Below are 14,999 nucleotides of genomic sequence, written 5' to 3'. Positions count from 1 at the left end.
TCAATTGGCAGAGCAGCCGGCTGTTAACCGGCAGGTTACTGGTTCGAGTCCAGTCGGGGGAGCACGCTGATCGAGGACCCCGTTGGGGTCCTTTTTCATGTCCGGCGGAACCGCGCAGGCCAGGCCGAAGTCCTCATGGGCGTGCGAAGTCGACCATCCGAGGCAGGAGATCGTATGAGCGGCTATGCTGCGGCAGACGGCGCGCACAAATGTGCGCGACACGCCGCTATGGGGCGGTAGCTCAGCCGGTTAGAGCAGCGGACTCATAATCCGTCGGCCGTGGGTTCGAGTCCCACCCGCCCCACTCGCGCACTTCGGCGCAGGAACGTTTTCACCTGCATCGACTGTGCGCCCCTCGATTGGCCGCAGCGAGGAACGACACGCCAGAGATCATTAGCTCAGCCGACGCTCAACCGAAGTGCAGACGATCAAGACATGGAGCGGCCCCGGTCGGGACGATGGGACCGACCGGGGCCGCTGTGCGCCCGCCCCAGGCTCGACCTGTCCAGGGTGGGGACCTGGGGCGGGAGTCTTACGGACCCCTCCCTCCACCCGGGGTGAGGAACTCACAAGCCCTGGGCAGGCCACAGGTGGAGAGAGAGGCAGTCCCCTTGCCCGGACTCGAACCGGGGTCCCTCCCGGGCGCTACGCCGAAAGATTCGCGCGCCCTCATGGCGACACATGGTCGCCCCGCCAGAGGAGACTCTTCCTGACTGAGCTACAAGGGGTCTGGCCCCCTCCCGCCGGAGTCTTGAGGAGTCCCGGCGGGAGGGGAGTTGGGGATGCGACCCTGACCCTGCGGTCGCCGTGGGGTCCCCGTCAACACCGGGGACGGAGTGTGTGGTTCAGCCGTCCGTCAGGGCGCGCGCGATCAGGACGCGCGCCAGGATCGTCATCGCCACCGGGTCCGGGCCGACGAGGTCGGCGTGCGCGCGGTGCGCCCAGATGTCCCAGCCGGGCCCGGAGTTGGCGGGCTCGTGGCCGACGTACACGGCGTCATCCGGGTCTGTGATCGGTTCGTCGCAGTGGCGGCAGATGTGCAGCGCGGTCACGACGCGCGCCTGTTCCATCGGTGGCAAGTGCAGCCGCAGCGGCGTTGGAGGAGGAGGCCGCCTCCGTGGGGGAGCGGGATGTCCTTGGTCTGGCGGCAGTTGCTGTGTAGGCACTGATAGTCGGGGCGTTGTGCCAGCCCGCACTCGGCGGACAGGTCCCCGGTAGTCCCAGCGGGGTGGGAAGTCGTCTTCGTGCTCATTCTGCGGGGTCCCCTCGTCGAAGGGCGTGCGCCAGTCGCATGGCCACGTCGGCGCGGATCCGCCCCAGCTCGATCAGTTTCAGATCCGGCGAGGCCGAGTCGACCCAGAGGGACGGGAAGACGATCCCGACCTCGTCCAGCGCTGCCCTCAGGGTTTCCATCGCGGCGAAGGGATCGACGTCTTTTGCCTCGCGTGCTTTGACCATGACCAGGACCGTAGGGAGGTGGCATCGGCAGATGCCATGCGATGTTCTCGAATGTTCTCAGCCTCTGACTGAATGTTCTCTTGTGGTCTCACAAAGGTGGTGGTGCGCTGTAGTACGGGCCGCGGAGCGTGGCGATGCTGAAGGGGACACGGCCCGGCAACGAGGGAGATGACCATGGCGCGGCGGATCCGTTTCAACGGCACCGACAGCAAGAACGGTGCGTGCCCGGCAGTCCACGAGGATCTCGACAGCGGTGAGATCATCGTCCAGGGGCGGCCGATCACCGACCCCGAGGACATCGCCCAGCTCCAGCACCTTGGCCCAGACGACGCGGCTGTGGCGGTGCCGCGCGAGCTGCTCGTCAACCACGGCCCCAAGGAAATGGACCGCGTGCCCAAACTGATCGACGTCAACGAGTTCGGGCGGCTCTTCGAGACGTTCGAGCACTCGGCGTGGCATCTTGAGACTCGCCGCGGCTACGCATCCGATCGCGAGGATGCAGGGTACGCAGAGTTCCTCGCCACCGGCACCGCGCCGTGTGACCTCGACAGCGACTGGTGCGCGAACATCCGCCGGCAGACGGAGGCCGGGAAGTACGTCGGTCGGGTACGAGTCGTCGACGACCCGCCGACCGAGGGCCAGCGGTTCCTCCTTAGCTACGCGCGCTGCAATGCGGCCACGGGCGAGGACGTGCGTAACGTGTGGCGCGAGGACGCCGTGCGGGCGCATCTGCCCGCCGAGGACTTCTGGCTCTTCGACTCCCGCCTCGTCGTCGTCCTCCGCTTCGACGACCAGGACGCGTTCCACGACGTGGAGGTCATCACGGAACCTGCCGAGGTGTTGCGGTACTGCCAGGTCCGCGATGCCGCGGTGCACGCGTCCGTGCCGTACGACGAGTTCGCGGCGCAGCTCGGCGCGAAGGAGTAGAGCCCCACCGGTGAGCACGGACTACCAGCAGGCACGCGAGGCCCTCGGTCGACGCTTGAGGGAGCTACGCCTGTCGGCCGCCGGAGGCCGTCTCACCGGAACGCAGCTCGCACAGCGGCTCGGCTGGCCGCACTCCAAGATCTACAAGTTGGAGGGCGGCCGGCAGACCGCGATCCCGGAGGACCTTCAGGCATGGGCCGACGCCGTCGGCCACTCGGACACCGTCGAGGAACTGATAGCCCGCCTACGCGGATTCGAGTCCCACATCCGGTCATGGCGCCGCCAGCTCGGCGCCGGCCACCGGCCAGTCCAGGACACCTGGAACGTTGCCGTCGACCAGGCCCGCGTCATCCACGCATGGGAAGAGGCCGTCATCCCGGGCATGCTCCAGACCGCCGACTACGCGAGGCACATCTTCATCCGGTACGCCGACCTCCAAGGCACGGTGCGCGACACCGAGGCGGCTGTCCGCTCCAGGATGGAACGCCAGTCCTGGCTGTATCAGGGCGGCCGACGGTTCCACGCGATGGTGTGGGAGGCCGCCCTTCACGCCCTCGTATGCCCGCCGTCCGTACTCGCCGCGCAGCTGGACCGTCTGGCGGGGCACGTCGGAATGGACACGATGGAACTCGGGATCATCCCCCTCAGCGCCTCTTTGAAGATCCCCACCGCGAACGGGTTCTGGATCCTCGACAACAGCCTCGTCATCGCCGAGGACTGGCACGCCGAACTCTGGCTCGATGACGACGAAACGGTGGCCTCCTACCGGCGCGCATGGGACACGCTTGCCGAGTCGGCGGTGTACGGGGCGGACGCACAGAACGTGATCAACCGCGCGCGTCGGGCGCTGAACCCCCGCTGATCCCGGGCATGACGAAACGCCCCCTGCACGGCCGTCATGACCGTGCAGGGGGCGTTCGTGGTTCAGCGAGCGAACAGAGCGATGGCGCCCGTAGCCGCCCCAGCCACACCGGCCAGAACACCGATCGTGGGCATGGGCCAGCGCGCCCGCTCCAAAGTGCGGATCCTGAGGTCGTGGTCTTGGAGATCGCCGCGGATGTCCTTCGCCTCGTCGAGGAAGTTGTCCACCTTCGACTCGATGCGGCCGACCGTCTGAGCCAGGTCCCTCACCTCCTGATACATCTGAGCGTTGCTGATGAACACGCCCGGGTCCGGCGTCGTCACCGGCCGGCCTCACGCGGGGAGTGTCTGGCCGCCCAGCCGGACACGAAGGTGATCGCCGTGGGCACGAGGGCGAGGACGAACGGGGCCAGCCCGGGCGGCATCCAGCCGACCAGCTCGGCGTTGTCGCGCACGGCCTCCAGTGCGCCGAGCAGCGCGGTGCTGCCGACGAACGTGGCGGCGGTCGCCGCGGTGACCTTCTTCTCTACTGGTGCAGCCATGGGGAAGTTACTCCTTCACGTCGAAGCCGTGCTTCGCCCCGAGTCGGGCGAGGCTGGTTTTGCCGGGGACGCCGTCGGCGTCCTTGCCGCGGTAGCCGAGGCGGCGCTGCCAGGCCGCGTATGCGGCGATGGTGGTGGTGCCGTAGTGGCCGTCGCTGTAGGTCTTGCTGAGCAGGCCCTCGTCGACGAGGGCGGCCTCGACGGTGCGCACGCCCGCGTAGGTGACTGGCTGGCCCGAGGCTTTCGGGTTGGAGCGGGCGGCGGCGATCAGCTGCGAGAGGTCGACACCCTGGCCGCCTACGTCAAGGCGCTCGGTGGCAAGCTGAAGATCGTCGCTGACTTCGGTGATGAGACCTACGTCCTTGGCTGAGGCCCTTCGTCTGGATTGGGTTGGCCCTGCGTGTCGGGGCTGCTACGCCCACCTGAGCGGGAGCGGGAGCGGGGGAGGATGGCCCTGCGTGCACTGGGTGCGGTGTACACGCCGGACGGGATCGCCGTGTTGAAGCGGTGCACGGACCGCCCGGCCGTCGGCCGCGTCATCGGCCGGGCCGGCACGGTACTCAACCGCGCCTGGCGCGTACCAGGTCCCGGCTGCGACCACCGTGCGGTGTGGGTGGGGGGCACTGGCCACCTGCCCGTGAGTCCCGGCTGCTCCTCCTTCTCCTTCGTCGTCGCCGCATGATCAGTCTCCGCCGTCCCCGACGCCGCGTAAGCCCGGCTTTCTCCCTCTTCTGGGCCGCGCGCACCATTTCCCTCACCGGTGACGGGCTGGTCAATGTGGCCCTCGTCTTCGCGGTCGTCTCGCTCGGCGGGTCAGCGGCGGACATCGGGACCGTGCTGGGCGTGTCCATGGTCGTCCGGGTCGCTCTCACACTGGTCGGCGGAGTCCTGGCGGACCGGCTGCCGCGCCGCCGGATGCTGTTGGTGAGCGATCTGGCTCAGGCATCAGTGCAGTTCACGATGGCTTTCCTGCTCCTCGGCGGTGCCGCGCGGATGTGGATGCTGCTGACCGCGGCTGTCGCGTACGGAGCCGTGTCGGCGGTGTACCGACCCGCACTCACCGGAATCGTGCCGGAGATCGTCGGCAAAGGCCGTACGGACGAGCTCCGGCGTGCCAACGCGATGCTGGGCATGTCACAGAGCGCGTCCCGCGTGGCCGGGCCGCTGCTCGCCGGGGTGCTGGTCGCCGTGGCCGGGCCGGGCTGGGTGTATGCGATCGATGGAGCCACCTTCCTGGTGAGCGCCGTATGCCTGGCACGGCTTCGGCTGCCGCGCACCCGGACCACAGACGTCCGCCGCGCCATGTGGACCGAGCTCGCCGCCGGTTGGCGGGAGGTCATATCGAGACGTTGGTACGTGACGGGGTTGCTGGTGCAGTCCGCCTACAACCTGGCCTCGGCGCCGTTGTACGTGCTGGGGCCCCTCCTTGTGGGAGGGGCGTCCGCGTGGGGTGCGGTGTCGGCGGCCGGAGCTGTCGGGGCGGTGGCCGGGGCTGTCCTCGCGGCCCGCTGGGTGCCGAACAGGCCGCTGTCGGCCGGCCACCTGCTGCTGGTCTTCGGTTCCGCACCGCTGCTGGCCCTCGCGGCAGGCGCGGCGGCCCCGGTCGTAGGGCTCGCCGCGGGACTCGGGATGGTGGGCACGGCGTACGTCAACACGGTGTGGGCCACCACCGTCCAGAGCCTGATACCGCATGACCTGATGTCCCGGGTCAGTTCGTACGGCGGGCTGGTCACCCTGCTGAGCCTGCCTGCCGGTTACGCGCTGGCCGGGCAACTGGCACAGACGGCAGGCTCCACGGCCGTACTGGTCGGGGCGGCTGCCCTGCTTGTCCTGGTGGCCGTGCCGACGGCGTTCCTGCGCTCCATACGTGCCGTGGGACAGCCGACTCCGGTTCAGGAGCGTCTGTCCCAGAGCGGGTAGAGGCGTCACCTCAAGCGGTGGACCTGGACGGCGCGGCTGACGCGCTGGAAATACTCCCGGAAGTAGCCGATTTTGGCTTCCCGGTCCGCTGCCCAGGTCAACAGTCCCAGAATGTCGGGACCAAGCCCGAAGTCGATTTCCAGTTCGGCATAGGTCTCATGCGCACGAGTTCGGTACTGCTTTTCCAGGGTCTCGGACACTTCCGAATATGCCGGTGATTTTCCGGAGTTCTCGTAGAACTGAGACACCAGATGCAGGGAAAGTTCTTCGATCGCATCCTCGCGACTCATGGTTCTGAGCGGCGGTCGCAGCGGGGTGAAGCAGTGATCTCCGAGGATCCCGATTCCTCCAAGCATGCTGTCCGCCGTGTGACGTGCCAGCAGCGGTGCGCAGTGGAAACCGTCCCGATGGGTTCCCGACAACACCCACACATTGTCCTGCCAGACTCGTCCGACAAGCGGGAACCCGTCAAGAGTCAACGGCCTGTTCCCTATGTGCCATTGTATTACCCTGCTCCGGAAAAGGCGCTTGTCGAATTGATCCATCGCGTTGATCAGAAAGCGCACGCTACCGATGGTCTGGAATTCGTCGGGTTGCATCATCAGATCTCCGGTGGCGCCCAGGTACACCGTGCCGTCACTCCCCGGGACCATATGGAGGCCGCACCCGCCCGCGCGGTTTGGCGTGCGCACCACGTGCTCCGCTCCGGAGCCTGTCCCCGAGGACGTTACCGCTACCCCCTTGCTGGCGAGTACGGGTTGGAGGGGCATCGCATCGCAGTCCTCCAGTTCTTCCAGCAGCGAGCGACTCACCGCGCCGGCCGCTATCAGGAAGCGGTCCGCCTGAATCTCTTCACCGGAGGCCGTGATGGCGCAGCTCACCAGGCTGTTTTCCCGCTTCCAGCCGACGACGGAGTCGTCCAGGAAGGCCACTCCCTTTCGCTTCGCCACAGATACGACCGCGTCGAGAACCTGGCGTGCGTCTATAGCTCCTTCATCGGGAAGATAGATGGCGCCCAGCGGTCGGGCGTCCACCCCGGGCTTCAGATGCGGTACGTCCCCGGAAGGCACGTGCTCCAATTTTTGATGATATTGGGCGGCAGCGTCGACAATGGCATGGTAGTTGAGACTGTCCAGTCTCCCTGCCCGGTTGTTCAAAATGACATACGTGCCGTTTCGGATGGCGAGTCGACATGTCGGCGACAGCTCGCAGTCAAGGCTTTCCAGCCATTCCGGCCACTCTCCCATGGCGCGGATCGAAATTTCGAGCTTCGCTTTTCCGGCCGCCGTTGACAATGTTCGGTGGTTGACTTCTGCAATGCAGTTGAGCATTGCTCCCGCCGCTACGGTGGCACCGCCCGTACGCCGTTCCGGGCCGATGACTGCGACCCTGAGGCTGTTGTCTCTGCGTATCAGCTCCAAGGCGGTTGCGCATCCGAGAATTCCATTTCCCGCGATGACGATGTCGTAGCTGGTCACACTTCTCCCTCAAGAGTCATCGGGAGCCTGACGCGACCCGGCACGGCAGGCGGGCTCCGCGAACGTACCGGCCCCGTCGGCATGGTGGCCATGCCGACGGGGTTCATACGTTCCCCAGTACTACAGGGCGGCAGACGGGGGCCGTTACCCCATCACTGCGTGTAGATGTACAGGGACGCGCTCTCGGCCGTGGCCTCTTCCAGGGCGGCGGCGAACTCGCTGGTCTCGGAGAGGACGTCGCTCGTGATCTCCGACTCCTCGACGTCAGGGCGAATCAGTGTAGCGTTCATGATTGTTCCCTCTCTTTTTCGTAGGTGCTTTCCTTGTCCGGAGGTTGCGCCCTCCGGAATCCGTGGTGGGCTTTACCCATAGCCGTACTGTCGCCGTACGTGTCCGTAGCGCCGCTCGAACAGCGTGTGGTGTTCCGGTGTGAAGTGCTCGCGCCAGGCGCCCGTCCGGCCGCTGCGGAACGTGTAGGAGTCCCGGTTGAATATCCGGTGGGCGAGCGCTTCCCGGCCGGTGGAGTCCATGTCGTCGGAGAGGCCCAGGAAGTCGGTGATCTTTTTTATCTCCCCCGTCCGGGCGGTCGCCGAGCCACCGCCTTCCGGGCCGACGAGCGCCTCGAACGACACCTTGCAGACCCTTGGGTGGCGCAGCAGCCACAGTGCCCGCTCGAACGAGTCACCACCGGGGAAGCCGGGGTCCGTGAGCGCGATACCGATGCGGTCGCGCGGGTCCTGGACCGATTTGAGGATGTCGCCGTAGACGACGTGGGCCGGGAATTTGCCGAGCCTTCCGGCGTCCTTCTCGACGAGGAAGTTCACCATGGACAGAAGAACGTCCCGGGGGTCCCGGTAGTTGAGAATGATCTTCGGGCTGTCGTTGCCGGTCCACTCCAGCAGGAAGTTCTCGTCCACCCGAGCCAGATCGAGGTCGTGGGTGACCCAGCAAACACCGCCCGGGGTGTCACTGAACCGGTAACCCGACTGCCGGGAAAGCTCTCTGGCTGTGAGCCGATCCGTCTCCGGATCGCTGTCGACCGCCGCGGTACGGGGCATACCGAGTCGCACCGACCAGGCGCGGTTGAGTACCGTGACGGCCCGGCTGATGGCGCGGTCGACGGCCGGGCGGTCCGTGGACCGCTTCAGCGCGGCGATCTCGTCCGGCGTGTACACCGCGCCGAGCACGCGCAGGGCCGTCCGCCTGCCGAGCGGACGCGGCTCGGCACCGGCCGACGACACCGCGCCGTTCAGGGCGTACCCGAGCCCTGCCAGCACCTCCTTGAGGAGGTGTGTCCCCGACTTGCGTAACGAGACCACCAGTACGTGTTCAGCCCTCACGCCCGTGCCAACGTGCAACACCAGCACGTCCGTTCCGTGATGATGGTCACTCAAGGCCGATGTGCGGGCCGGAGTCCCCGCAAGTGGAGTGAGGCGTGCCGGCCGCGGAGGTTCCGGGTGTGCACGGGGCGATCGCTCCGGCGCCGTTCACGGCCCGGTGGTGCACCGGGCCGGGCAGCCGGCTCGGCTTGAGCTGACCTCGCCGGTGCCGCCGCCCCGCGCCAGGCCCGGATCTGACACATGCGGGGCAGGACGCGCCCTATTCTCCTGCTGGTTCGGTCCGATTCAACGGGCAGGAATGGGGGCGTCGTGTCGTATGTGATCGAGGTTCCGGTCGACGGCGGTGAGTCCGTCCGGGTCGAGGTGTCGGAGGAGACCGACGGCATCGTCCGGGTCGCCCGGCCCGGGCAGGTAGCGGCCGTCGCCCAGGAGAGCCTCCAGCAGTCCCTCGACAGGATCCGTCCGGTCGCCGCCGCGGTGTGGGAGAAGCTGCGGCACCTTCCGCAGACACCGGACCGGGTGTGCGTCGAGTTCGGTATCAAGCTGTCGGCGGAGGCGGGGGTGATCGTCGCCCGCGGGGCCACGGAGGCCAACTTCGTGGTGACGCTGGAGTGGAGCCGTGCCCCCGGGACGAGTGACTCCGGCCTTCAGGAGAGGGTCCCCTTCCCTCGTTGTCCGTACACGGGCATCATGGGAGGTGCGGCCCGTCAAGGGCCCTACCACACAGCGGGTTTGGTCGGATGGAACGCGCGGAGCACGACATCACGACGGAACTGGTGAACGTGGCCGATCTGTCCCTGGACGAACTGATGCTGTGTCCTTCGGGAGACCTTGATCGGTCGGTGCGGCGCATTCTCCTTCAGGTCGATCTGCCGGTGCCGTTGACGGCCGCGGCGCCGACTGGCAGTAGCAACTGCTGAACGGCTCTGTCGGCTCCTCGGCGAGATCAGCTTCGCTGCCCCGACTGGAGGCCACGAGTTGAGGAAGAAGCATCAACCACGGTTACCTTCCGCTTCCTCTTTCACTGAAATCCAGGAAGGTCCCGGCGATATACATCGGCTGCCGGTGGAGTCCTTCGTCCAGTTGTCCGCGGGCGGAGGCGACAGTGAAACCCTCGGACTGCTGCGTAAGGGGCAGAAGAGCAAGCGCCTCGTCCTGATCCGAATGGTGCTCGAAGCCGTTGCGGCCGATCCCGCCTCGATGGGGCCGCTGCCTTCGGCGCACTCCGCCTGGAAGCTGCTCAGCCGGGTGCAGTACGAGAACCCGGGGGCCTTCGACACCACACTGATGCATCCTTCCACCGGGGTCTGGGCCGCTCACGTACTACGGCGCCTGCGGGGCGTCAGATCCAGCGCCATCCCCTTGTGGACGGAGGTCGGGTACTTCCACACCCTGGCAGCCGCCGCCGCTGTCCGAGCCGGTGTGGAGTTCCACGCCCAGGTGCCCGTGCAGGACGGCGGCATGCTGCACCTGCCGTCGCTGGGGACGGTCCGGCTGCCACGCGCCGACGCCGGCGGCACGCGACCCTACGTCGCGACCGTGCGAGGGGCGGGCCGAGGAGCCGGCAGCGTTGCCGTCGTCTCGCCCCGAGGGACGTGTGTGCTGCTGCCGGAGTCCCTGGAGTCGCCGTTGGCCGACTGGCGCCCGCTCCCGCAGGTGCGGGCCACGCGGGGCGGGCAGAGCCCAGGAAGTCCGGGCGGGCCGGGGAGGAGACGCTCTCCTTCGTCCACGAGGACACCAGGTATCCGTCGTATCCGTCGCCGTCGTCCACGTCGCCCCGTTCGATCTGGATCGCGAGGTAGGCGATGCCCTCGGTGTGCTCGGGCCGTACGGGCACGAGGTCGGCCCGTAACGCGTCCAGTGCGTCGCGCAGGCCCAGGCTGTCGGCGACCGTAGCGTTCCACCGGCGCAGCCGCCTGGCCAGGTGATCCGGGGCGAGCGCGGCGACGCACTCGACGTACACCATGAACGGGAACAGGCCGTCCGCCCGCGCGTTCGCCTCCGTCAGATGGTCGAAGGCCAGGACGATGTCCTCGTGCCCAGGGGGAAGCCGTTCGTAACTGCCCCGTGCCGCCCGGTGGATCCGGCCGACCGGCACCTTGGGAGCCTGCCGCAACAGGCCCCGGATCTCCCGTAGTTCGGCCTCCGCCAGCGTGGGCTGCACGAAGGTCGAGCAGACCAGGTGATGGAACGCCTCCGTGGAGCGGGCGCCGGGCGCGAAGAAGCGGATGGTCTCGGCCAGCACCGTGAGGCCGCCGGGGATGTCACCCAGGAGCCGTACGGCGTCGTAGAGCTGGCTTCGCGTGTTGACGCCCTGCAGTACGAGCCCTGCCAGCTCGATGTTCAGCCGGCTCCCCGCCACCTCCAGACACTGGCGTCGTAGATCCGGATCCCCCATGGGTCTGGTGCGTTCCAGAACCTCCACGAGTCTGCTGGTACGCACCCAGTCCGATGGGTCGTCGGTTGTGTCCGCCATCCCGTTTTCCCGTAAGGCATCCAGGCGTGGACAGGTTCGGCCATGCAGAGTGTCGAATCTCCTGTCACCCGCGCCCCTCCTCCGCAAAGCGCCGCAGCTCGGCGGCGATCGACCGGACGGCACGCGAGTCGCCCACCAAGGTCCTTACAGCGCCGATGAGTTCGTCCAGTCCTCCCTTGTAGTCCGAGCTCGTACGCACCACGTGGTACAAGTGCGCGTGCGATTCCGGGCGTTCGGCCACCGCCGAGCCGATCTCCGGGCGCAGCAGCGAGACCAGGTCCTGTCGGCCGCCGAGCGTCCCGAACCTCGGTATGGCGGCGATCAGCCGTGCCAGCTCGGCACATTGACGCGCCGTCAGTTCCGGCGCCTCCGGTTCCCCCGGGGTGAGCAGGGCGGCGAGCGGTGTCCACTCGCGCGCCATGGCGGCCAGCGGGAACATCCAGGCGACCCGCTCGACGGACGAGCCGTAGGCGGCGACGACGAGGCCGATGACACCGCCGAGGCCGCGGTCCCACACCCCGGCCCCGCTGAACCCCCGCTGGATCGCCACGCCGTGCACCCGGCCGTCCAGTTGCCGCCACGCCGGGTTCGGCCCGCCGCGCCCGGTCGCGGTCACCTCGACCCACACCCCGTCACCGAGCCCGGGGCGCGGATGGCCGTAGACGCTCACCTCGGCCGGGTGCGCGCCGTCGCCCGCGAACAGGGCCGCCGGACGTGCCTCGGCGGGCGGGCCGTCCGGTCCGAGTTCCAGGACCGCGATGTCGCCGGACGTGGCCCGGGCCGGGAACCAGCCGCCGTCGACCGTCCGCGCCGGCCGCGGTCGGGCGTCGCCGGACGGTGCGAAGTCCACCAGTACCGTGCCGCCGGCAGGAACCGCTGCTCCGCGGGGCGCCCCAGGGCCTCGGTCACGACATGGGCGCACGTCAGGATCCGGCCGCAGCCGATGAGTACCCCGGCACCGCACAGGCCTTCCCCGCCGGGACCTCGTACCCGAACGCGCCAGTCGCCCACCATCCAGCACCCCCCTCCAGCCTCGCGGGCGTACTCTCCCCCGGTGGAGGCCGGATCAGCCGCGCTGAGCCTTAGGAAAACCCTACGCATCCGGCGGGCTCCCGGCGAGAGCGCAGTGTCGGCTGATTGTGACCGTCCGCCACCGGAGACGTCCGACGCGAGCGCCCTGGCCGGGGCGAGCGCCCTGGCCGACGCGACCGCCCTGGCCGGGCCGAGCGACCGTGGCGAGAGCGCGCCGCGCGACCTGCTCTCCGCCCTCGCCTGCCCGGGCTCCGGCGGCATCTTGGTCAACGGTGACCAGGTCTCACGGACCTCGCCTGCCCGGTGCTCCGGCCGCATCTTGGTCAATGGCGACCAGGTCTCACGGACCTCGCCCGCCCGGCGCTCCGGCCGCATCTTGGTCAACGGTGACCAGGACCCCACGGACTTCGCCCGGGCGCCTCGTGCTCATGCGTCGAACACGGGAAACGCGACAGGCTCACCAGTCGGATGAGCCAACCGTAGTAATCCTGTGGCAGAGTGCGACGCGCACGCCCTGCGCCCAGGCGACGTCGGGCACCCTCCCCGGTCAGGACCTGTATGCCTGACCGGTCAGCGTCCGGAGGGACGTGCCACGCGGGCCGATGGACTCGTCCATCGGTACCAGGGCGCGAAGACGATTGGCCTAATCTCTGAGCAACACTTGGGATCACCAAGCCAATCAGAGACGCTGGAGCAGCGGACGTGTGCGGGTCGGCGCGGCTCACCCACCCCGGGAGCCGCATGTCCTGGTCGTAGCTGTCGCCGGGCCGTCGGCCCGGCTCTCCCGGGCGATGTACGACTCGCAGCTGCCTCCACAAGGAACGCGCCCATTCTCCGGCCGGGGGCGGGCGGGGCGCGGCCGGCAGGGCAGGAGGGGGCCTCCGGGGACCTGGAATACTTGCAGACCGGACCCGGACCCGGCGGCGGAGCGGAGAAGTGATGGTCGAGCGACCTGGTCAAGCGCGCACGCAGGAGACGGGCCCCCGCCGCAGACGGCCTCGCGCCGGGAGCGGAGAGTCGCTGAGCGACCTTGTCTATGAACATATGCGCGCTGCCATCCTGCAGGGGGTGTACCGGCCCAACCAGCGGCTTCCCGAGGACGAGGTCGCGGCGGAGCTCAATGCCAGCCGTACGCCCGTGCGTGCCGCTCTGATGCGGCTGGTGGATCAGGGGCTGGTGGTGCGCGAGCGCCAGGGCTGGGTCGTCCGTGAGCACACACCGGACGAGATCCGCGAGATCTACGAGGTCCGGTGCGCCCTTGAGTCCATGGCCACCGGGCTGGCCGCGGTGCGGGGATCGGAAGAGCAGCTCGCCGCGATCTCCGCCATGTACGCGGGCCCGACCGCGGACTACGTACGTCAGCCCCGGGCCGAACTGGGCCGGATGAACCGGGAGTTCCACCAGGCGATCGTGCGAGCCTCCGCCAACCGGCGGCTGTACGACGAGTGGCTGCGCAATCGGGACTTCGGCATCACCTACAACATGGCCTCCGTGTTCACCAGCGAAGAGGCCGTCATCTGCATCGAGGGCCACAAGAAGATCATCGCGGCCCTGCTGGACCGTGACCGCGAGCGGGCGGAGCGGCAGGCCAGGATCCATGTCGAGGACGTGCAGGCCGCGGCCTCCCGCCGTCTCGACGCCGTGCTGCCGTCCGCGGATCTTTACCTGGCCTGAGGGTTCGGCCGGGCCGCTGGTCTCCGGCCTCCGGCCCTCTTCCACCATCTCCGCAACTCCCCATCTCCCAGGAGAAAGATGCTTGTCTGCTTGGATACAAATTTGTATCCTACGGCGTATGCAAGATGCCCCCGATACGGAAACAGTCACGGCGATGGAGCGGAACGACGCCGGGCGCGGTGCCGTCCTGTTGCCCACCCTGCCCGCCAAACCGGAGCTGACGCCGGAGGCGGCCGGAGTGCTGGAGGAGGTGCCCGGATACCTCGGCGTACCGTTCGTCAGCCCGGTCTTCCTGGCCCTGGCCAACTGGCCCGACTACCTCGTACCGGCCTGGAACGCCTTCAAGCCGGTGATCGGTTCACCGGAGTTCGCCGAGGCCGTCGCGCGTCTGCGGGTGCCGGCCGGGCTGTTGCCCGCGCCGGATCCGTCGCTGCTCACCGATGACACCGACACCGATCTGATCCGGCGCTACACCACGACGTTCCATCAACTGCTGCCCGAACTCCTGCTGCTGACGTCCTGCTGGTACCGGGGCCTCACGGCGGACGGGTCCGCGTCCGCGGCACGCCCGGGGGCGCCCGGCCCCGGGCCCCGCGGCATCCGGCCGGACGCGGTCAACGTCACCCCGGACGGCACCACGCCCACCCCCGAACTGGCGCGGGTGTACGAGGAGATCCGGGCCACCCACGATCACCCCCGCGTGCTCAGCTTCTACCGCGCACTCGGAAACTGGCCCGGCTTCATGACCGGCGCGTGGGAGAGGCTGGGACCGATCGCGTGCGGTGCCCGGTACGCCGCCGCACGCGAGGAGGTCCTCGCCACGGCAGCCGCTGCGGCCGCCGTTCTCCCCGTACCGGTGATCGACACCGCTGCGGCCGAGGAAGCTCGCTCCATCCTGGCGCTCTTCCGCGGCCGGCTCATCCCCGCGTTGCTCCTGGACACGGCCGCCGTGCTCGCACTTCTCGGTGAGACGGACGCGATCGTCTCCGCCTGAACCACCGCCCTCACGCTCCGATCCCGGGAGAACCATGCCCAACATCACCGTCGAGATCCTGGCGGGCCGGACACGCGCCCAGCGAGCCGAGTTCGCCCGGGTGGTGACCGATGCCGTGGTCGACGTGCTCGGTGCGCCGCGGCATCTCGTACGTATCCAGTTCACGGAACTGGCGCACGACCAGCTCGCCCTGGGCGGCGAACTCACCGAACCACCCGCGTAAGCGGACTCCGGCGGAGCACTCCATCGCCTGACACCTGCACCCGCCGCCATCTCACTCGCTCCGGCTCTCCGGCT

The 14,999-nt window shown here is 68.5% G+C and carries 18 protein-coding genes and 1 tRNA gene; 9 read left to right on the top strand and 10 right to left on the bottom strand.

The window, feature by feature from the left end:
* Positions 1-230 precede the first annotated feature (230 nt).
* Positions 231-304 (top strand) — tRNA-Ile (locus GFH49_RS22710).
* 541 nt (positions 305-845) lie between these two features.
* On the opposite strand, the gene GFH49_RS22705 is transcribed toward GFH49_RS22710, so the two are convergent.
* Positions 846-1,070 (bottom strand): hypothetical protein, encoded by a 225-nt coding sequence (locus GFH49_RS22705; protein ID WP_155057939.1) that lies wholly within the window; start codon positions 1,068-1,070, stop codon positions 846-848.
* A gap of 178 nt (positions 1,071-1,248) precedes the next feature.
* Entirely contained in the window at positions 1,249-1,458 is a 210-nt protein-coding gene (locus GFH49_RS22700) for a hypothetical protein (protein WP_155057938.1), read from the bottom strand.
* 174 nt (positions 1,459-1,632) lie between these two features.
* Between GFH49_RS22700 and GFH49_RS22695 the strand changes: the two genes are divergently transcribed.
* Positions 1,633-2,385: a DUF6879 family protein gene (locus GFH49_RS22695; protein ID WP_155057937.1), complete on the top strand. Its 753-nt coding sequence runs from the start codon at positions 1,633-1,635 to the stop codon at positions 2,383-2,385.
* Positions 2,386-2,395: 10 nt separating this feature from the next.
* Entirely contained in the window at positions 2,396-3,247 is an 852-nt protein-coding gene (locus GFH49_RS22690) for a helix-turn-helix domain-containing protein (RefSeq protein ID WP_155057936.1), read from the top strand.
* A gap of 62 nt (positions 3,248-3,309) precedes the next feature.
* Here GFH49_RS22690 and GFH49_RS22685 read toward each other — a convergent pair whose 3' ends face one another.
* The 3 genes from GFH49_RS22685 to GFH49_RS22675 are packed head-to-tail and all read right to left on the bottom strand — an operon-like array spanning position 3,310 to position 3,999.
* Positions 3,310-3,570, bottom strand: a complete 261-nt coding sequence (locus GFH49_RS22685; RefSeq protein ID WP_155057935.1) for a hypothetical protein — start codon at positions 3,568-3,570, stop codon at positions 3,310-3,312.
* Complete coding sequence (locus GFH49_RS22680; RefSeq protein WP_155057934.1) at positions 3,567-3,788, bottom strand: holin; 222 nt, start codon at positions 3,786-3,788, stop codon at positions 3,567-3,569. The genes GFH49_RS22685 and GFH49_RS22680 overlap by 4 nt, the downstream gene beginning before the upstream one ends.
* A 7-nt stretch (positions 3,789-3,795) precedes the next feature.
* Positions 3,796-3,999, bottom strand: a complete 204-nt coding sequence (locus tag GFH49_RS22675; RefSeq protein WP_230396435.1) for a hypothetical protein — start codon at positions 3,997-3,999, stop codon at positions 3,796-3,798.
* Between the two features lie 237 nt (positions 4,000-4,236).
* Here GFH49_RS22675 and GFH49_RS22670 point away from each other — a divergent pair, with 237 nt between their 5' ends.
* A complete protein-coding gene (locus GFH49_RS22670; RefSeq protein ID WP_155057933.1) occupies positions 4,237-4,470 on the top strand; it encodes a hypothetical protein in 234 nt (77 codons plus the stop codon).
* The gene (locus tag GFH49_RS22665; RefSeq protein WP_155057932.1) at positions 4,467-5,708 is read left to right on the top strand and encodes an MFS transporter; all 1,242 of its coding nucleotides are present in this window, start codon (positions 4,467-4,469) and stop codon (positions 5,706-5,708) included. Before GFH49_RS22670 ends, GFH49_RS22665 begins: the two co-directional genes overlap by 4 nt.
* A 5-nt stretch (positions 5,709-5,713) precedes the next feature.
* Here GFH49_RS22665 and GFH49_RS22660 read toward each other — a convergent pair whose 3' ends face one another.
* The 3 genes from GFH49_RS22660 to GFH49_RS22650 form a co-directional block, all read right to left on the bottom strand.
* Positions 5,714-7,186 carry an NAD(P)/FAD-dependent oxidoreductase gene (locus tag GFH49_RS22660; RefSeq protein ID WP_155057931.1) on the bottom strand — a complete coding sequence of 491 codons (1,473 nt, stop codon included), beginning with the start codon at positions 7,184-7,186 and terminating at the stop codon, positions 5,714-5,716.
* 152 nt (positions 7,187-7,338) lie between these two features.
* Positions 7,339-7,476, bottom strand: coding sequence for a hypothetical protein (locus tag GFH49_RS22655; RefSeq protein WP_155057930.1), 138 nt, complete (start codon positions 7,474-7,476; stop codon positions 7,339-7,341).
* A gap of 72 nt (positions 7,477-7,548) precedes the next feature.
* A complete protein-coding gene (locus tag GFH49_RS22650; protein WP_155057929.1) occupies positions 7,549-8,526 on the bottom strand; it encodes a sulfotransferase family protein in 978 nt (325 codons plus the stop codon).
* A gap of 309 nt (positions 8,527-8,835) precedes the next feature.
* On the opposite strand from GFH49_RS22650, the gene GFH49_RS22645 reads away from it, so the two are divergent.
* The gene (locus GFH49_RS22645; RefSeq protein WP_196218095.1) at positions 8,836-9,306 is read left to right on the top strand and encodes a CU044_2847 family protein; all 471 of its coding nucleotides are present in this window, start codon (positions 8,836-8,838) and stop codon (positions 9,304-9,306) included.
* A gap of 562 nt (positions 9,307-9,868) precedes the next feature.
* Here the strand turns inward: GFH49_RS22645 and GFH49_RS40285 are convergent.
* Both GFH49_RS40285 and GFH49_RS22630 read right to left on the bottom strand, forming a co-directional pair.
* Positions 9,869-11,002 carry an effector-associated domain 2-containing protein gene (locus tag GFH49_RS40285; protein WP_230396434.1) on the bottom strand — a complete coding sequence of 378 codons (1,134 nt, stop codon included), beginning with the start codon at positions 11,000-11,002 and terminating at the stop codon, positions 9,869-9,871.
* 64 nt (positions 11,003-11,066) lie between these two features.
* Positions 11,067-11,852: an effector-associated domain 2-containing protein gene (locus tag GFH49_RS22630; RefSeq protein ID WP_155057927.1), complete on the bottom strand. Its 786-nt coding sequence runs from the start codon at positions 11,850-11,852 to the stop codon at positions 11,067-11,069.
* 1,121 nt (positions 11,853-12,973) lie between these two features.
* On the opposite strand from GFH49_RS22630, the gene GFH49_RS22625 reads away from it, so the two are divergent.
* The 3 genes from GFH49_RS22625 to GFH49_RS22615 all read left to right on the top strand — a co-directional run bounded on the left by GFH49_RS22625 (position 12,974) and on the right by GFH49_RS22615 (position 14,925).
* On the top strand, positions 12,974-13,708 hold the full coding sequence (locus GFH49_RS22625) for a GntR family transcriptional regulator (RefSeq protein WP_155057926.1): 735 nt from the start codon (positions 12,974-12,976) through the stop codon (positions 13,706-13,708).
* A gap of 154 nt (positions 13,709-13,862) precedes the next feature.
* Positions 13,863-14,702 (top strand): halocarboxylic acid dehydrogenase DehI family protein, encoded by an 840-nt coding sequence (locus GFH49_RS22620; RefSeq protein WP_196218092.1) that lies wholly within the window; start codon positions 13,863-13,865, stop codon positions 14,700-14,702.
* Positions 14,703-14,736: 34 nt separating this feature from the next.
* Positions 14,737-14,925 (top strand): tautomerase family protein, encoded by a 189-nt coding sequence (locus GFH49_RS22615; protein ID WP_155057924.1) that lies wholly within the window; start codon positions 14,737-14,739, stop codon positions 14,923-14,925.
* Positions 14,926-14,999: the final 74 nt, after the last annotated feature.

The sequence above is a fragment of the Streptomyces blattellae genome (assembly GCF_009709555.1).
In the GTDB taxonomy this organism is placed as follows: Bacteria; Actinomycetota; Actinomycetes; order Streptomycetales; family Streptomycetaceae; genus Streptomyces; species Streptomyces blattellae.
This window is presented reverse-complemented; position numbering and strand designations above follow the sequence as displayed.